At 69.6% G+C, this 17,649-nt stretch carries 16 protein-coding genes; all 16 read left to right on the top strand.

What is annotated here, in order from left to right:
• Positions 1–186: 186 nt before the first annotated feature.
• The gene (locus F3H57_RS02650; RefSeq protein WP_149754304.1) at positions 187–927 is read left to right on the top strand and encodes an alpha/beta hydrolase; all 741 of its coding nucleotides are present in this window, start codon (positions 187–189) and stop codon (positions 925–927) included.
• A gap of 58 nt (positions 928–985) precedes the next feature.
• On the top strand, positions 986–1,975 hold the full coding sequence (locus tag F3H57_RS02645) for an alpha/beta hydrolase (protein WP_149754303.1): 990 nt from the start codon (positions 986–988) through the stop codon (positions 1,973–1,975).
• Positions 1,976–2,064: 89 nt separating this feature from the next.
• Positions 2,065–3,024: a nuclear transport factor 2 family protein gene (locus F3H57_RS02640; protein ID WP_149754302.1), complete on the top strand. Its 960-nt coding sequence runs from the start codon at positions 2,065–2,067 to the stop codon at positions 3,022–3,024.
• Between the two features lie 134 nt (positions 3,025–3,158).
• Complete coding sequence (ftsW, locus tag F3H57_RS02635; RefSeq protein WP_149754301.1) at positions 3,159–4,325, top strand: putative lipid II flippase FtsW; 1,167 nt, start codon at positions 3,159–3,161, stop codon at positions 4,323–4,325.
• 38 nt (positions 4,326–4,363) lie between these two features.
• The gene (locus F3H57_RS02630) at positions 4,364–5,476 is read left to right on the top strand and encodes a UDP-N-acetylglucosamine--N-acetylmuramyl-(pentapeptide) pyrophosphoryl-undecaprenol N-acetylglucosamine transferase (RefSeq protein ID WP_149754300.1); all 1,113 of its coding nucleotides are present in this window, start codon (positions 4,364–4,366) and stop codon (positions 5,474–5,476) included.
• The gene (gene murC, locus F3H57_RS02625; RefSeq protein WP_149754299.1) at positions 5,473–6,876 is read left to right on the top strand and encodes a UDP-N-acetylmuramate--L-alanine ligase; all 1,404 of its coding nucleotides are present in this window, start codon (positions 5,473–5,475) and stop codon (positions 6,874–6,876) included. The genes F3H57_RS02630 and murC overlap by 4 nt, the downstream gene beginning before the upstream one ends.
• Positions 6,877–6,982: 106 nt before the next feature.
• Positions 6,983–7,237, top strand: coding sequence for a DUF2484 family protein (locus tag F3H57_RS02620; RefSeq protein ID WP_149754298.1), 255 nt, complete (start codon positions 6,983–6,985; stop codon positions 7,235–7,237).
• 31 nt (positions 7,238–7,268) lie between these two features.
• Positions 7,269–7,565, top strand: a complete 297-nt coding sequence (locus tag F3H57_RS02615) for a hypothetical protein (RefSeq protein WP_149754297.1) — start codon at positions 7,269–7,271, stop codon at positions 7,563–7,565.
• Complete coding sequence (gene murB, locus F3H57_RS02610) at positions 7,546–8,475, top strand: UDP-N-acetylmuramate dehydrogenase (protein ID WP_149754296.1); 930 nt, start codon at positions 7,546–7,548, stop codon at positions 8,473–8,475. The genes F3H57_RS02615 and murB overlap by 20 nt, the downstream gene beginning before the upstream one ends.
• 145 nt (positions 8,476–8,620) lie before the next feature.
• Positions 8,621–9,541, top strand: a complete 921-nt coding sequence (locus F3H57_RS02605; RefSeq protein ID WP_223162920.1) for a D-alanine--D-alanine ligase — start codon at positions 8,621–8,623, stop codon at positions 9,539–9,541.
• On the top strand, positions 9,529–10,398 hold the full coding sequence (locus F3H57_RS02600) for a cell division protein FtsQ/DivIB (RefSeq protein ID WP_223162919.1): 870 nt from the start codon (positions 9,529–9,531) through the stop codon (positions 10,396–10,398). Before F3H57_RS02605 ends, F3H57_RS02600 begins: the two co-directional genes overlap by 13 nt.
• A gap of 1 nt (position 10,399) precedes the next feature.
• Positions 10,400–11,734: a cell division protein FtsA gene (gene ftsA, locus F3H57_RS02595; RefSeq protein WP_149754294.1), complete on the top strand. Its 1,335-nt coding sequence runs from the start codon at positions 10,400–10,402 to the stop codon at positions 11,732–11,734.
• 174 nt (positions 11,735–11,908) lie between these two features.
• Positions 11,909–13,609 carry a cell division protein FtsZ gene (gene ftsZ, locus F3H57_RS02590; RefSeq protein WP_149754293.1) on the top strand — a complete coding sequence of 567 codons (1,701 nt, stop codon included), beginning with the start codon at positions 11,909–11,911 and terminating at the stop codon, positions 13,607–13,609.
• Between the two features lie 209 nt (positions 13,610–13,818).
• Complete coding sequence (gene lpxC / locus F3H57_RS02585; RefSeq protein ID WP_149754292.1) at positions 13,819–14,739, top strand: UDP-3-O-acyl-N-acetylglucosamine deacetylase; 921 nt, start codon at positions 13,819–13,821, stop codon at positions 14,737–14,739.
• A 187-nt stretch (positions 14,740–14,926) separates the two neighbouring features.
• The gene (locus F3H57_RS02580) at positions 14,927–15,781 is read left to right on the top strand and encodes an outer membrane protein assembly factor BamD (RefSeq protein ID WP_149754291.1); all 855 of its coding nucleotides are present in this window, start codon (positions 14,927–14,929) and stop codon (positions 15,779–15,781) included.
• A gap of 218 nt (positions 15,782–15,999) precedes the next feature.
• The gene (gene recN / locus F3H57_RS02575) at positions 16,000–17,646 is read left to right on the top strand and encodes a DNA repair protein RecN (protein WP_149754290.1); all 1,647 of its coding nucleotides are present in this window, start codon (positions 16,000–16,002) and stop codon (positions 17,644–17,646) included.
• Positions 17,647–17,649 lie beyond the last annotated feature (3 nt).

Here is a 17,649-nt window from a genome sequence, read left to right as displayed (position 1 = left end):
CTGCCCCTAAATATCCCGGGGAGCGCGAGGGGCTGGCCCCTCGCTCCCGCGCTCCGGGCATTCCGACCTTTCGAACTAAGGGGCCCCGTACCAAGTCGGAAGATCCGGCGAAGATGATCCGGGGGTGGCAAGTCGGGCCGGGGCGCGGCTAGGGTGCGCGGGCGCGATGGCAGCGAAGGGGGACACATGGCACCAACATCCTTTGTGGTGGGGCCCAGCGGGCGGCGGCTCGCCTATGTGAAGAGCGACGGGGACGGCCCCTGCATCGTCTTCCTGCCGGGCTACAAATCGGACATGGAGGGCACCAAGGCGGTGCACCTGGAGGCCTGGGCGCAGGCGCGCGGCCGCGCCTTCCTGCGCTTCGACTATTCCGGGCACGGAGCCTCCGCGGGCCGGTTCGAGGACGGCGCGATCGGCGACTGGGCCGCCGACGCGCAGGCGGTGATCGAGGCCGCGACCGGCGGGCCGGTGGTGCTCGTGGGATCGTCCATGGGCGGCTGGATCGGCTGTCTTTTGACGCAGCGGCTGACCCGGGTCGCGGGCTTTGTCGGCATCGCGGCGGCGCCCGATTTCACAGAGGACAGCTTCTGGGCCGGTTTCTCGGACGAGGAGCGCGGGAAGGTGATGGAGGACGGGGCGCTGTCGCTGCCGTCCGATTACGGCGAGCCCTACATCGTCACGCGCCGGCTGATCGAGGACGGGCGCGAGAACCTGGTGATGCGCGCGGCGCTGCCGATGCCGTTCCCGGTGCGCCTCTTGCAGGGCACGAAGGACGAGGCGGTCGCCGGCGACGTGCCGCTGCGGCTTCTCGACCATATCGACGGCGACGACGTGCGGCTGACGCTGGTGAAGGATGCCGATCATCGCTTCTCCACCCCGGCCTGCCTTTCGCTGGTGGAGCAGGCGATCACGGAGGTGGGCGGGTGAGCTGCCCGCCCCGTGCGGATGCGCGGCCCGCCGTGCCGCCGCGCGCGAAGACGGCGCGATGAAACTGGCCCTGCGCTGGATCCTCGGACTCGTGCTGGGGCTGGCGCTTGCGGTCGCGCTGGTCTGGGTCTTCGCGCCGCGCGAATCGCGGGAGGTGGCGGTGAGTTTCGACGACGCGGCGCTGGGCGCCGACCTGGACGCCTACTTCGCGGCGCAGGAAGCGCGCTTCGACGATATCGTGCCCGGCACGGAAAAGCGCGTGATCTGGGCCGGAGAGCCGGGGGCCGCGACCGAGTGGTCCGTGATCTACGTGCACGGCTTCTCGGCCTCGTCCGAGGAGGCGCGGCCGCTGCCCGACCGCGTGGCGGAGGGGCTGGGCGCCAACCTGTTCTTCACCCGCCTTGCCGGACACGGGCGCGGTGGCGCGGCGATGGCCGAGCCGCGGCTCGCCGACTGGATGCGCGACATGGCCGAGGCGATGGCGATCGGCCGGCGTATCGGCCGCCGGGTGCTGGTGATCGGAACCTCGACCGGCGGCACGCTTGCGACCATCGCGGCGGCCGATCCTCAGATGTCCGAAGGGCTCGCCGGGCTGGCGCTGCTCTCGCCCAATTACCGGGTGAAAAGTCCCGCGGCGCGCGTGCTCACATGGCCGGGCGCCAGGTATTGGGGGCCGCTGATCGCCGGGCGCGAGCGCGGTTTTACCCCGGTCAACGAGGCCCAGGCGCGCTACTGGACGGAACGGTATCCCATCGTCGCGACGCTGCCGATGGCGGCGAGCGTCGCGGTGGCGCGGGGCCTCGATCACGGGGCGATCCGGGTGCCGGCGCTCTTCGTCTACGCCGAGGGTGACCGGGTGGTCGACGCCGCGACGACGGCGCGCGTCGCGCAAGCCTGGGGCGGACCGGCGGAGACGGAGATCGTCACCCCGGGGCCGCAGGACGATCCGTTCGCGCATGTGCTGGCCGGCGACATCCTGTCGCCGGGGCTGACCGATCCGGTGGCCGCGCGGATCCTCGGCTGGGCCGAGGCGCTGCCGGCGCCGTAGCTCGGCTCAGGAACGCCCGCGTTAACGTTAATCACCGCTTAAGGGCCGCGCGCTAGACAGGGCGCGAACAAAGCCTGGCGGAGGTCGAGGTGAAGGACAACTGGACCGAGGCGGCGGCCGAAGGTGTCGCCGCCCACGCGGCGGAGGCGATCTGGCGGCAGGCGGATTTCGCCGCGCCGGTGGATGCGCACCTGGCCAAGAATGTCGTCCTGCGTGCACCCGAGGCGGTGGTGCAGGGCCGCATGGCGGTGGCGACCGACGCGCTCGCGCTGCTGGCGGCGCTGCCGGATCAGACCTGGTACCCCGAGGACGCGATCCTCGACCGGCCAGAGGGCGGGGCCATCGTCACCGCCCTGCGCCGGGTGGTGGAGGCGCGGCACGACGGCGCGGGCCTGTTCGGGGCACCGACAGGGCGGCGCGTGCGCGTCCGGGTAATGACGGAGACGGCGGAGCGGGACGGGCGTATCAGCGATATCTGGCGGGTGACGGATCGCGCCGCGCTCCTGTCGGCGCTTGGCCAGACGCCGGAGGGCTGGGCCCATGCCGCGCTCAAGGCCCGCGATCCGGAGGCGCAGCCGCTGACTCCGGCGCTCGATCTGCCGGCGGCGCATGCGGGCCGGGGCGCCGCGTCAGGCTGGGGCGCGGTCTGGGCCGACCTCGTGGAGCGGGCGATGGAAGGGGCTTTCGGCCTTTTCGAGGCGCAGTATGCCCCCGGGGCCGAGCTGAGCTATCCCGGCGGGCAGAGCACACACGGACCCGCGGCGGCGCGGGGGTTCTGGATGGGCCTGCGCGCGGCCTTCCCCGACGGTCAGTTCGAGGTGCACCACGCCATGGGCGCGGAGGCGCCGTTGTTGCCGCCGCGCGCGGCCCTGCGCTGGTCGCTGACCGGGCGGCACGACGGCTGGGGCCCGTTCGGCGCCCCGACCGGGGCGGAGGTGCACGTGATGGGCCTGTCGCAGGCCGAATTCGGACCGGAGGGACTGCGCCGGGAATGGACGCTGTACGATCCGGGGGCGGTGTGGATGCAGATCATGCTGCGAAAGGGCTGACGCCGGCTTGCGCCGGATCCGTTTGTGCTGGCGACAAGGCGCGAATTTCGTTACACTTGTGAAATCAGACCCGGAAAACCGGGCGATGCAGGCAGCACCAACGAAAAAAATCGAGCGGATCGAGGCAGTTTCCCATGACGGAAATGGTGTATGGCGCGGCTCCCGTGAAAGCGGGAGAGCCGGTTCTTCCCAAATGGTGGCGCACCGTCGACAAGTGGTCGCTGAGTTGCATCCTGGTGCTCTTCGGCATCGGCCTGCTGCTCGGCCTCGCCGCGTCGCCGCCGCTGGCCGAACGCAACGGGCTCGACCCGTTCCACTACGTGCAGCGGCAGGTGTTCTTCGGGGGGCTGGCGCTCCTGGCGATGTTCCTTACGTCGCTGGCCTCGCCGACTCTGGTGCGGCGGCTGGCGGTGGTCGGCTTTCTCGGCGCCTTCGTGGCGCTGGCGCTGCTGCCGTTTCTCGGCACCGATTTCGGCAAGGGCGCGGTGCGTTGGTACAGCCTCGGCTTCGCCTCGGTGCAGCCGTCGGAATTCCTGAAACCCACCTTCGTCATCGTCACCGCCTGGATGATGGCCGCGAGCCTCGAGATCGGCGGCCCCCCGGGGCGGTTGTGGTCCTTCGCGCTGGCCATCGCCATCGTGCTGATGCTGGCGCTGCAGCCCGATTTCGGGCAGGCGTGCCTCGTTCTCTTCGGCTGGGGCGTGATGTATTTCGTCGCCGGGGCGCCAATGCTGCTGCTGATCGGCATGGCCGGGGCCGTCGTCTTCGCCGGCACGCTCGCCTACGAAAACTCCGAGCACTTCGCCCGCCGCATCGACGGCTTCCTGAGCCCCGAGGTCGACCCGAACACGCAGCTCGGATTTGCCACCAACGCGATCCAGGAGGGCGGATTCTTCGGCGTCGGCGTCGGCGAGGGGCAGGTGAAATGGTCGCTGCCGGACGCGCATACCGACTTCATCATCGCCGTCGCGGCCGAGGAATACGGCCTGATCCTGGTGATCTGCATTATCCTTCTCTACGCCGCCATCGTGATCCGGTCCCTGACCCGCCTGATGCGGGAGCGTGACCCGTTCATTCGCCTCGCCGGTACGGGCCTTGCCTGCATGTTCGGCGTGCAGGCGATGATCAACATGGGCGTCGCGGTGCGGCTTCTGCCGGCCAAGGGCATGACGCTGCCCTTCGTCAGCTACGGCGGCTCCTCGCTCATCGCGGGCGGCCTTGCCGTGGGGATGTTGCTGGCCTTTACACGCACCCGCCCGCAGGGCGAGATAGGCGACATCCTGCGCGGCAGGATCCGCTGACCACCCCCGAAGGGCGGGATGCTCCGCCGGTGCGAGACATGGCCGTGACCGACCGACAGAGACTCATCGTGATCGCCGCGGGCGGCACCGGAGGGCATATGTTCCCCGCACAGGCGTTGTCCGAGGCGCTCCTGGCGCGCGGCTGGCGGGTGAAGCTGTCGACCGATGCGCGCGGCGCGCGCTACACCGGCGGCTTCTCCCACGCGGTGGAGGTCGAGCAGGTGTCGTCGGCCACTTTCGCGCGCGGCGGGATCCTGGCCAAGGCGGCCGCGCCGTTCCGGATTGCCGGGGGCGTGCTGTCGATGGCCGCGCGGATGCGGCGCGACCGGCCGGACGTGGTCGTCGGCTTCGGCGGCTACCCGTCGATCCCGGCGCTGGGCGCGGCGACGCTGCTCAAGTTGCCGCGCATGATCCACGAACAGAACGGCATTCTCGGCCGTGTGAACGAGATTTTCGCGAAGCGCGTCGACGTCGTCGCCTGCGGCACCTGGCCGACCGAGCTGCCCGAGGGCGTCGAGGCCGTGCATACCGGCAACCCGGTGCGCCGCGCGGTGTGGGAGAGGGCCGGCGCCGGCTATATCGTGCCGGGCGATTACCCGATGTCGATCCTCGTCATCGGCGGCAGCCAGGGCGCGCGAATCCTGTCGGACGTGGTGCCGCCGGCCATCGCGTCGCTGCCCATGGAGACGCTGCGCCACCTGCGCGTCAGCCACCAGGCCCGCGACGAGGACGGCGAGCGGGTGGCCTCATACTACGCCGAGAACGGGGTCGATGCCGAGGTCGAACCGTTCTTCCACGACATTCCCGCGCGGATGAGCGAGGCGCAGCTCGTCATCTCGCGCTCCGGCGCGTCGTCGGTGGCGGATCTGAGCGTGATCGGCCGGCCATCGGTGCTTATCCCCTTCGCCGCCGCCGCGGGCGACCACCAGACCGCGAATGCGCGGCAACTGACCGAGGCGGGCGCCGCGATCCGCATTCCCGAATCGAAACTGACCGTCGAGGCGATGACGGACGCGATCCGCGCCGTGCTCGAGGACCCCGACGGCGCGTTGCAGATGCACCGCGCGGCGCTGAGTGTTGGCCGGCCCGAGGCGGCCGAAGAGCTCGCCGCGCTGGTCGAAGACCTGGCAGAAAAGGACAAGAGCAGATGAATGCCGCCACCAAGCTGCCCACCGACGTGGGCCCCATCCATTTCGTCGGGATCGGCGGGATCGGCATGTCCGGCATCGCCGAGGTGCTGCTGAACCTCGGCTACAACGTGCAGGGGTCGGACCTGAAATCCTCGAAGATCACCGAGCGGCTTGAGGGTCTCGGCGCGCGGATCTTCGTCGGCCAGAGCGCCGAGAACCTCGAGGGCGCGGAGGTGATCGTGATTTCCTCGGCGATCAAGCCGGGCAACGCGGAGCTTGACGCCGCCCGTGCCAAGGGACTGCCGGTGGTGCGCCGGGCCGAGATGCTGGCCGAGTTGATGCGCCTGAAATCCAACGTCGCGGTCGCCGGCACGCACGGCAAGACGACGACGACGACCATGGTGGCGACGCTACTGGTGGCCGGCGACTACGATCCGACCGTGGTCAACGGCGGCATCATCCACGCCTACGGTTCGAACGCCCGGATGGGGCAGGGCGAATGGATGGTGGTGGAGGCCGACGAGAGCGACGGCACCTTCAACCGCCTGCCCGCGACGGTGGCCATCGTCACCAATATCGACCCCGAACACCTCGACCATTGGGGCGATTTCGAGAAGCTGCGCCAAGGTTTCCTCGACTTCGTGTCGAACATCCCGTTCTACGGGCTCGCCGTGTGCTGCACCGACCACGAGGAGGTGCAGCGGCTGGTGGGCAAGATCACCGACCGGCGGGTGTTGACCTACGGGTTCAACACGCAGGCCGACGTGCGCGCGGTGAATCTGCGCTACGAGCGCGGCATCGCGCATTTCGACGTGGCGCTGCAGGCCGAGGACGCGGTGATCGAGGGCTGCACCCTGCCGATGCCGGGCGATCACAACGTGTCGAACGCGCTGTCGGCGGTGGCGGTGGCCCGCCACCTGGGCATGAAGCGCGAGGAAATCCGCGCGGCGCTGGCCAATTTCGGCGGCGTTAACCGACGGTTTACCCGGGTGGGCGAAATTGACGGGGTGACGGTGATCGACGATTACGGCCACCACCCGGTGGAGATTTCGGCGGTGCTGAAGGCCGCGCGGCAGGCCTGCGAGGGCCGGGTGATCGCAGTGCACCAGCCGCACCGCTATTCGCGGCTGGCAAGCCTCTTCGACGATTTCTGCGCCTGCTTCAACGAAGCTGACGTGGTCGCCATCGCCGATGTCTATGCCGCCGGCGAGGATCCGATCGAAGGGGCGGGACGCGACGACCTTGTGGCGGGGCTCGTGCGGCATGGCCACCGCCACGCGCGGGCAATCCGCGACGAGGACGACCTGGAGCGGCTCGTGCGCGAACAGGCGCAGCCGGGCGATATGGTCGTGTGCCTCGGCGCGGGGACGATCAGCGCCTGGGCACACGGGTTGACCCGGCGCCTGGAGGCGGCGGCATGAGCGTTGTGCACGCCATTTGTGCAATGGCGGTCTCCGCCGCTGGGTTTCGGCCCCCAGTGTGCTATACAACCTTAAGGAAAGTCGTGCGGATCGGGGAGATGCTGAGATGACATTGTCGCTGGTTTTGGCACTGATCTGGGTGGTGGCCGCCAACGTGATGGCGATGATACCGTCACGTGACAGCCACTGGACCCGGGCCTATATCCTCATTGCCGTCGGAATTCCGCTTCTGGGCTTTGTCACCTACGAAAACGGCCCCTGGATCGGTCTGCTGGCGCTTGCCGCGGGTATGAGCGTCCTGCGCTGGCCGGTGCGCTCTTTCGGTCGCTGGGCGCGGCGGCAAGTGGCGCCCGAGGCCTGACGCCGGCCCGGTCGCGTGAGGGCGCCCTCCGATGGTCTACGTCGTTCCGATCACCTGCCTCGGCGCCGGGGTCCTTGCGGCGCATGTCGCAGATCGGTCCGGCCGCTGGCCGCTGGTGGCGATATGGACCGCCTTGCTCGGTCTGCTGATGGCGTGGCTGATCTGGCAGGCCCGACGGCTTCCGGACTGGGACGGCCTCGGCTACACGGTCGCGGCGGCGCTTATGTGCCTGCCGGCCATGGTCGGGTCCGGCATCGGGGTGCTGACGGGGCTTTACCACCGGCGACGGGACGGGCAGGAGGCGGTGCATGACGATCACGCTACCTGACGTGCGCGGCCGGCTGACGCCGGATCGCCTCCTTTCCGATCTGACCTGGCTGCGCGTGGGCGGGCCGGCGGATTGGCTCTTCCAGCCCGCCGATGTCGCGGACTTGCAGGACTTCCTCGGCGCGCTCGATCCCGATGTAGCGGTGTTCCCGATGGGGGTGGGCTCGAATCTCATCGTGCGCGACGGGGGCTTGCGCGCCGTGGTGATCCGGCTCGGCCGCGGGTTCAACTCGATCGAGCCCGGTGATGGGTGCGTTGTCGCCGGGGCCGCCGCTCTCGACGCTCATGTCGCGCGCAAGGCGGCGGCGGCGGGACTCGACCTGACCTTCCTGCGCACGATTCCCGGCGCGGTGGGCGGCGCGGTGCGGATGAACGCCGGCTGCTACGGTACCTACGTCGCCGATGCCTTCGTGGAGGCCAGGGCGGTCCTGCGCGACGGCTCATTGACGACGCTGACGGCGGCCGATCTCAACTTCCGATACCGCGAGACCGACCTGCCCGAGGGGGCGGTCATCGTGGAGGCGACCTTCGCAGGGCCTCCGGGCGAGCCCGAGGCGCTGGAGGCGAAGATGGAAGACCAGCTCGCCCGGCGCGACGCCAGCCAGCCGACGAAGGAGCGCACGGCGGGGTCGACCTTCCGCAACCCGGCGGGCTTTTCCTCCACCGGCCGCGCGGACGACGTGCACGACCTGAAGGCGTGGAAGGTGATCGACGATGCGGGCATGCGCGGGGCGACTCGCGGCGGCGCGCAGATGTCGGAAAAGCACTCCAACTTCCTCATCAACACCGGCGGCGCAACCGGGGCCGATCTCGAAGGTTTGGGCGAGGAAGTGCGAAAAAACGTTTTTCAATCCAGTGGAATATCACTACACTGGGAAATCATGCGCGTCGGAGAACCGGCGCGCGACTGAGGGTGGACGGGCCGCTTCGGTGCCCCGGAACCACCCCCGAGCAGACCGGGTAACCGGCGAGAGCGACCGCAGGCAGGTTGCACGATATAACAACGGGTCCCGACCGCGCGCAGCCGCGCGGCGGAGGCGCGAGACATGAGGCGTTTTGGGGATGTCGAGCAGGACAAACCCGAAAGTGGCAGTGTTGATGGGTGGCATCTCGGCGGAGCGCGAGGTGTCCCTGTCGAGCGGGCGCGAATGTGCCGCCGCTTTGCGGAGCGAAGGGTTCGAGGTCATCGAGGTCGATTGCGGCCGCGATCTTGCCATGCGCCTGTCCGAGATTTCCCCCGACGTCTGTTTCAACGCGCTGCACGGCCCCCTGGGCGAGGATGGCGCGGTGCAGGGCCTGCTCGAATGGATGGGGATCCCCTACACCCATTCCGGTGTGCTCGCCTCCGCGCTCGCGATGGACAAGATCCGCACCAAGGAAATCTACCGCCGGGAAGGGCTGCCCGTGGTCGAGAGCCTGCAGGCCGGCAAGGCCGAGGTCGTCGCGGGGCACGTGATGGAGCCGCCATACGTGGTGAAGCCCTACAACGAGGGCTCGTCGGTCGGGGTCTACCTTGTGACGGACGGCACCAACGGGCCGCCGCAACTGGCCGAGACGATGCCGGAGATCGTGATGGTCGAGGCCTTCGCCCCGGGGCGCGAGCTGACGACGACCGTGCTGGGCGATCGGGCACTGAGCGTGACCGACATCATCACAGACGGCTGGTACGATTACGACGCCAAGTACAAGCCGGGCGGGTCGCGCCACGTCGTTCCCGCCGAGATCCCGCAGAACATCTTCGAGACCTGTCTGGGCTTCGCCGAGCGCGCGCATCGCGCGCTCGGCTGCCGCGGGATCAGCCGCACCGATTTCCGCTGGGACGAGAGCCGCGGCCGGGACGGGCTGATCCTGCTTGAGACCAACACGCAGCCGGGCATGACGCCTACATCGCTCACCCCGGAACAGGGCGAGTCGGTGGGTATCTCCTTCGGGCAGATGTGCCGTCATCTGGTGGAGGACGCCTCGTGCAACAGGTGACCCGGACCGATCCCGCGCCGTCGCGGCTGCGCTACCGGATGCAGCGGATGATGCTGACGCCGCTCTACCGGCTGATCCTGCGCGTCGGGATTCCGCTGGCGGTGACATTCGGCGCGGCGACGCTGTGGCTCAGCCAGCCGGCGACGCAGGAGCGCATCGCGCTTGCCTGGAGCGACCTGAAGGCTGTGGTCCAGGAGCGCCCGGAATTCATGGTCAAGCTGATGGCCGTCGACGGCGCCTCGGACGCGCTGGCCGAGAACGTGCGCGACGCGCTCGCGGTCAACCTGCCGATCTCGTCCTTCCACCTCGATCTCGACGCGATGCGCGAGGCGGTGGTTGCGCTGCCGGCGGTGAAGTCCGCGCATCTGCGCATCCGCCAGGGCGGGACGCTGCAGATCGCTGTGACCGAGAGGGTGCCGGCGGTGCTGTGGCGGACCGCGACGGGCCTGACGCTCGTCGACGAGGAGGGCGTGGGGGTCGGCCCGGCCGTCGCCCGCAGCGCCCATCCCGGCTTGCCGGTGATCGCCGGCACGGGCGCTGACGCGGCGGTGGGCGAGGCGATCGCGCTTTTCGAGGCGGCGGCGCCGATCAGGGATCGGCTGCGCGGCCTCGTGCGCAAGGGCGAGCGGCGCTGGGACGTGGTGCTGGATCGCGGCCAGCGGATCATGCTGCCCGAAGAGGGTGCGGTGAGCGCCCTCGAGCGCGCCATCGCGATGGACGACGCGGTCGACCTTCTGGCGCGCGACCTGGTGGCGGTGGACCTGCGCCTGGCGCAGCGGCCGACGCTTCGGATGACCGATCACGCGCTGGAAGAACTCTGGCGGATCAAGGCGATAGAGACGGGGGAAGAGAACTGAGATGATCGAGCTCTACGAATCCCAGCGGGCGATGCGCAACATGCGCAAGGCAGCCATGCAGCGCGGTGTGGTCGCCATCCTGGACGTCGGGAGCTCCAAGATCGCGTGCCTCGTGCTGCGCTTCGACGGGAGCGAGAAATTCAGCGACATCGACGGTGTCGGATCGCTGGCAGGTCAGTCGGGCTTCCGGGTGATCGGCGCGGCGACGACGCGTTCGCGCGGGGTCCGCTTCGGCGAGATCAGCGCGATGCAGGAGACCGAGCGCGCGATCCGCACCGCCGTGCAGGCGGCGCAGAAAATGGCGCAGATCCGGGTCGACCATGTCATCGCCTGCTTTTCGGGCGCCGAGCCGCGCAGCTACGGGCTGACCGGCAAGGTGGAGCTGCACGGCACCACCGTCAGCGAGCAGGATATCGCCCGCGTCCTGTCGGCCTGCGACGTGCCGGAATTCGGCCACGACCGGGAAGTGCTGCACGCCCAGCCGGTGAACTTTGCGCTCGACCACCGGTCCGGGCTGTCCGACCCGCGCGGACAGATCGGGCAGGAACTGGCCACCGACATGCACATGCTGACGGTTGACGCGATGGCGGTTCAGAACCTCGCGCAATGCGTGAAGCGATGCGATCTCGAACTCGCCGGGATCGCGTCGTCGGGCTATGCCAGCGGGATCTCCGCCCTGGTGGAAGACGAACAGGAGCTGGGTGCGGCCTGCATCGACATGGGCGGCGGCGCGACCGGCGTGTCGATCTTCATGAAAAAGCATATGATCTATGCCGACGCGGTGAAGATGGGCGGCGACCACGTCACCGGCGACATCTCCATGGGCCTGCAAGTGCCGATGGCGACGGCGGAGCGGATCAAGACGTTCTACGGCGGCGTCGTCGCCACCGGCATGGACGACCGCGAGATGATCGAGATGGGCGGCGACACCGGCGACTGGCACCACGACCGCCGCACGGTGAGCCGCGCCGAGCTGATCGGCATCATGCGCCCGCGGGTCGAGGAGATCCTCGAGGAAGTGCGCGCGCGGCTCGACGCGGCAGGTTTCGAATACCTGCCGAGCCAGCAGATCGTGCTGACCGGCGGCGGCAGCCAGATCCCGGGGCTCGATGGGCTGGCCTCGAAGATCCTCGGCCAGCAGGTGCGGCTGGGCCGGCCGATGCGCGTGCATGGCCTGCCGCAGGCGGCCACGGGGCCGGGCTTTGCCAGCGCGGTGGGCCTGTGCCTCTTTGCGGCGCATCCGCAGGACGAATGGTGGGACTTCGAGATCCCGGTGGAGCGGCTGAGCGGCCGCGCCTTCGGGCGGGCTGTCAGGTGGTTCCGGGATAACTGGTAGACGCCATATATGCGGTGAGCGCGTATATCGGGCGGAATCAAGCCGGTTGAATGGCCGCATTTGGTATGATTTGCGTGTTTTTTGCGTGACGTCAGAGGCTGCTGACGATAGAATCGGGGGAAACAGGCGGAAAAAGGGCTGTTTCGAAGCCCAGAGCAAGCAGGCGGAAACCAGATGACACTCAACCTTACGGTGCCCGGTCAGGACGATCTCAAGCCGCGGATCACGGTCTTCGGCGTGGGCGGGGCAGGCGGTAACGCCGTCAACAACATGATCGAGAAGGCGCTCGACGGCTGCGACTTCGTGGTTGCGAATACCGACGCGCAGGCGCTGCAGCAGTCGATGGCCGACAACCGCATCCAGCTTGGCGTGAAGGTGACCGAGGGTCTGGGCGCCGGGGCGCGCGCCTCCGTCGGCGCTGCTGCGGCCGAGGAGTCGATCGAGAACATCGTCGATCACCTGGCCGGCGCGCATATGTGCTTCATCACCGCCGGCATGGGCGGCGGCACCGGTACCGGCGCCGCGCCGATCATCGCGCAGGCCGCGCGCGAGCTGGGCGTGCTGACCGTCGGCGTCGTCACGAAGCCCTTCCAGTTCGAGGGCTCCAAGCGCATGCGCCAGGCCGAGGACGGCGTCGAGGCGCTGCAGAAGGTCGTCGACACGCTCATCATCATCCCCAACCAGAACCTGTTCCGCCTGGCCAACGAGAAGACGACCTTCACCGAGGCGTTCTCGATGGCCGACGACGTTCTGTACCAGGGCGTGAAGGGCGTGACCGACCTGATGGTGCGTCCGGGCCTCATCAACCTCGACTTCGCCGACGTGCGCGCGGTGATGGACGAGATGGGCAAGGCGATGATGGGCACGGGCGAGGCCGACGGCGAGGATCGCGCGATCCAGGCCGCCGAGAAGGCCATCGCCAACCCGTTGCTCGACGAGATCAGCCTGCGCGGTGCCAAGGGCGTGCTGATCAACATCACCGGCGGCCACGACCTGACGCTGTTCGAACTCGACGAGGCGGCCAACCGCATCCGCGAGGAAGTGGACGCGGATGCCAACATCATCGTCGGCTCGACGCTGGACCAGACGATGGAAGGCCAGATGCGCGTGTCCGTCGTCGCCACCGGCATCGACGCGACCGACGTGAACACCGAGATCCCGGTGCCGCGCCGCAGTCTGCGCGAGCCGCTGCGTCAGAACGTGGAGGCCGAAGACGTCGCCCACGCGGCACCGAAGATCTCCGAGACGCCGTCGCGCCCGTCCCCGGTCGCCGATCCGCAGCCCGAAGCCCCGGCCGCCCGCGCGTCGGAGCAGCAGGAACCGACGCTGTTCGAGGACATGAACGCCGAGCGCGCCGACGACGGTATGGGCAACGTGTTCGAGGAAGACGGCCGGCAGGACGACGACGGTCTGCCGCCGCCGGCTTACCAGCCCAAGGTCGCGGAGTTCGAGCCGCGCGCCGTCGAAGTGGAACCCGAAGAAGGCCCCGAGAGCTACGTGGCGCCGCGTGCCCCGGCGCCTGGCACGCCGTCGCCCGAGGCGCTGGCGCGCTTGCAGGCCGCGGCAGCCCGCACTCAGGCGCCTGCCGGCCGCGCTGCGTCCCAGCCGCAACAGCAGCAGCCGCAACGGCAGCAACCGGCGCCGCAGCGCGCCGCCGCGCAAAGCGCTGCGGAGCACGAAAAGACACGCTTCGGAATCAATTCCCTCATCAACCGGATGACCGGCCACGGGCAGGAGGCGGCGCCCGCCGCCGCGACGGCCCGCCGCCAGCCCCCGGTGCAGTCCCGCCGGCCCGAGCCGGTGCAGGACGAGCACGTCGAAGAGGATCAGGACAAGATCGAGATCCCGGCCTTCCTGCGGCGCCAGGCAAACTGAACACCGCGGCCCAGCGGACGATCGGCGCCCCCTCCTTGGAGGGGGCGTTTTTTGTTGTAGGATGGTTATTTGCGGGCCGCCGCGCTGGGCCGCGGCATGTTTCAGAGCGTTGCAATCTTTGATTTGAGCGAAACCCTGCCCGTCTCTATCTCCGGTGTAGCGGCAGGGGGCGTGGTGCCTCTTGCGATGAGTCAGACTGGAGCCGAGCCGTGCAAACGACTGTCCGCGCACCGATCGCCTTCGCCGGAGTGGGGCTCCACTCCGGTCGCAACGCACGTCTGACGATCCGCCCCGCCGGCGCCGAGCACGGTATCTGGTTCAAGCGCACGGACATCCGGCTCGGCGATACGATGGTGCCGGCGATCTGGGACGCGGTGGACCGCTCGCCGCTCTGCACCCGCATCCGCAACGCGGCCGGCGTCGAGGTTCAGACCATCGAGCACGTGATGGCCGCGCTGGCCGGCTGCGGCGTGCACAACGCGCTGGTGGAGATCGACGGCCCGGAAGTGCCGATTCTCGACGGCTCGGCCGCACCCTTCGTGCGGGGGATCCTGTCGCGCGGGCTGCGCAGCCTGAACGCGCCGGTGCGCGCGCTCGAGGTGCTGGAGCCGGTCACCGTGCAGACCGACAACGGCTGGGCACGCCTGTCCCCGGGGCAGGGGCTGACCATGGATTTCCACATCAGCTTTGCCGATGCGGCGATCGGCACGCAGGAAAAGGCGCTCAACCTCTCCAACGGCACCTTCGTGCGGGAGTTGTCGGACAGCCGCACCTTCTGCCGCCGCGCCGATGTCGATGCGATGCGCGCGCAGGGGCTGGCGCTCGGTGGCACCTACGACAATGCCGTCGTGGTCGAGGGCGACGAGGTACTGTCGCCCGGAGGGCTGCGGCACGCCGACGAGGCGGTGCGTCACAAGATGCTCGACGCGCTCGGCGATCTCGCACTCGCCGGACGGCCGATCATTGGCCATTACGAGGGCTACAAGGCGGGTCACGCGATGACCAACCTGCTGCTGCACGCGCTGTTCCGCAATCCGGCCGCGTTCCGGCTGGTGGAAGTCGCAGGCGACGCGCGGGCGCGTCTGCCGGGCGTGGGCATCCAGCCCGAAGAGATTCCCGCCGTCGCGTGACGGCAGGAACCGTTTCAATAGACGCGACAGGATCGCCCTGGTTGCAAGGCCGGGGCGATTTTCGCATCGGCGCCGGGGCGCCGCGCGCGGTGAAGTGACCCAAAGCCGTTTTGCACCGAAATTTTCTATGCTAGAGGCGTGGGGAAGAAGGGGCGGCAGGCTCCGCAGAGGGCTGAGGTGATCCGGTATGACAGGGGGCAACAGGCGGTTTTCCTGGGTCGGACTCGCGGTGGTGGCAGGTCTGCTCGCGGGCTGCGGCGACGGCAGCGGGCCGGGCACAGGACCGGGCGGCGTGCCGCTCGAGAACTTCACCGCCGAGCAGATCTTCGAGCGGGGCGAGTTCGAACTCGAGCGCAATCGCGAGGACGACGCGGCGACCTATTTCGGCGAGGTGGAGCGGCTGTATCCGTATTCGGAATGGGCCAAGCGGGCGCTTATCATGCAGGCCTTCGCGTATCACCAGGACGGCGATTACGAGAACAGCCGCGCCGCCGCGCAGCGCTTCATCGACTTCTACCCGCTGGACGACGATGCCGCCTACGCGCAGTATCTGCTGGCGCTGAGCTACTATGATCAGATCGAGGAAGTCGGCCGTGACCAGGGCCTGACATTCCAGGCGCTGCAATCGCTGCGGCAGGTGATCGAGACCTATCCCGAGAGCGAATACGCGCGCACGGCGATCCTGAAATTCGACCTGGCGTTCGATCACCTCGCCGGCAAGGAGATGGAGATCGGGCGCTACTACCTCAAGCGCCAGCATTACGCGGCGGCGATCAACCGCTTCCGCGTGGTTGTGGAGGATTTCCAGACCACGACGCATACGCCGGAGGCGCTGCACCGGCTGGTGGAGGCCTACCTGTCGCTCGGCCTGACCGACGAGGCGCAGACGGCCGGCGCGATCCTGGGCTACAACTACCAGTCGACGGAATGGTACGAGGACAGCTACGCGCTTCTCACCGGTCAGGGGCTGGAGATGCGGCCCGCCGGCGACAACTGGCTGTCGGCGATCTACCGTCAGATGGTGAAGGGCGAGTGGCTCTGAGCGGCGGCGTCTGAGCGCCCGGGAGGCAGATTGCCCGCCCTGCGCGGGCGCGCCGGCCAGAGCCCGCGAATGCGGTCGGATCCCTGAGGGGCGCTGCCCCTCTTGGCCGCGGGGCGGCCAATTCACCCCGGAGTATTTGCGGCCCAAAGAAGCCGGAGCCGGTGCGGGTGACCGCGGGCCGTTGCAGGCGGGGGCGGTTTCGCTCTACATCCTCGGTCATGCTGCGCGCGCTCGAGATCCGCGACATCCTGATCATCGACCGGCTGGAGCTTGTCTTCCAGCCGGGCCTGAACGTGCTGACCGGCGAGACCGGGGCCGGCAAGTCGATCCTGCTCGATTCGCTCGGCTTCGTGCTGGGCTGGCGCGGCCGGGCGGACCTTGTCCGGACCGGGGCGGCGCAGGGCGAGGTGACGGCCGAGTTCGACCTGCCGGACGGGCACCCGGCCCGCGAGGTTCTGGAGGAGGCGGGCCTGCCCGTGGAGGACACGCTGATCCTGCGGCGGGTGAACGGGCGCGACGGGCGCAAGACTGCCTGGATCAACGACCGCCGCGCCTCGGGCGAGGTGCTGCGGCGGCTGTCGGACCGGCTGGTGGAGCTGCACGGTCAGCATGACGATCGCGGGCTGCTCAATCCGAAGGGGCATCGCGCGCTTCTTGACGAGTATGCCGAGGCCGGGGCGGCGCGGGCGGCGGTGCGCCGCGCCTGGGCCGAGCGCGCGGCGGCGGAGCGGGCCCTGAGCGAGGCGCGCGAGGCTGTGGAGGCCGCGCGGGCGGAGGAGGATTTCCTGCGCTTTGCCGTGAAGGAGCTGGGCGAGCTGGCCGCCGAGCCCGGCGAGGAGGAGGCGCTGGACGTGGCACGCCGCCGGATGCAGGCGGCCGCGCGGATCCGCGAGGACATCGCTCGCGCCCATGCCGCGCTCTCCGACGGTGCAGAGCAGGCGGTGGGCGATGCGTCCCGCTGGCTCGACGGTGCGGTCGAGGGGGCGGATGGCGCGCTCGATGCGCCGCTGGCCGCGCTCGACCGGGCGATGACGGAGCTGGGTGAGGCGGTGTCGGGGATCGAGGCCTGCCTCGACGGGCTGAGCTTCGACGCGCACGATCTGGAGACCACGGAGGAGCGGCTGTTCGCGATCCGGGCGATGGCGCGCAAGCACCAGGTGGCGCCGGACGAGTTGTCGCAGCTGCACGAGACGCTGGAGGGCCGGCTGGAGGCGCTCGACCGCGGCGCCGAGGGGCTCGGCGCTTTGGAGGCGGCGCTGTCCGAGGCGGAGACGGCCTATGACGCGGAGGCCGAACGGCTCAGCGCAGTGCGGCGCGCGGCGGCGGAACGGCTCGACCGGGCGGTGTCGGCGGAGCTGGCGCCGCTGAAGATGGAGCGCGCGGTGTTCCGCACGGTGATCGCGGAGGCCGCGCCGGGGCCCGAGGGGCGCGACGGGGTCGCCTTCACGGTGGCCACCAACCCCGGCGCGCCGTCGGGGCCGCTCGACAAGATCGCTTCGGGCGGGGAGCTGTCGCGGTTCCTGCTGGCGCTGAAGGTGTGCCTGGCGGAGCGCGACCGCGGCGTGACGATGATCTTCGACGAGATCGACCGGGGCGTCGGCGGCGCGACCGCCGACGCCGTGGGGCGGCGCCTGTCCGACCTGGCCACCGGAGGGCAGGTGCTGGTCGTCACCCACAGCCCGCAGGTCGCCGCGCTCGGCGCGCATCACTGGCGGGTGGAGAAGCGGGTGGCGGACGAGACGACGCTGTCGACGGTCACCGCGCTCGACCGCGCCGCGCGCGAGGGAGAGATCGCGCGCATGCTGTCGGGTGATACCGTTACCGACGAGGCGCGGGCGGCGGCGCGGGCACTTCTGGCCGGCTGAACG

The organism is Roseivivax sediminis (assembly GCF_900112685.1).
GTDB classification, from domain to species: domain Bacteria; phylum Pseudomonadota; class Alphaproteobacteria; order Rhodobacterales; family Rhodobacteraceae; genus Roseivivax; species Roseivivax sediminis.
This window is presented reverse-complemented; position numbering and strand designations above follow the sequence as displayed.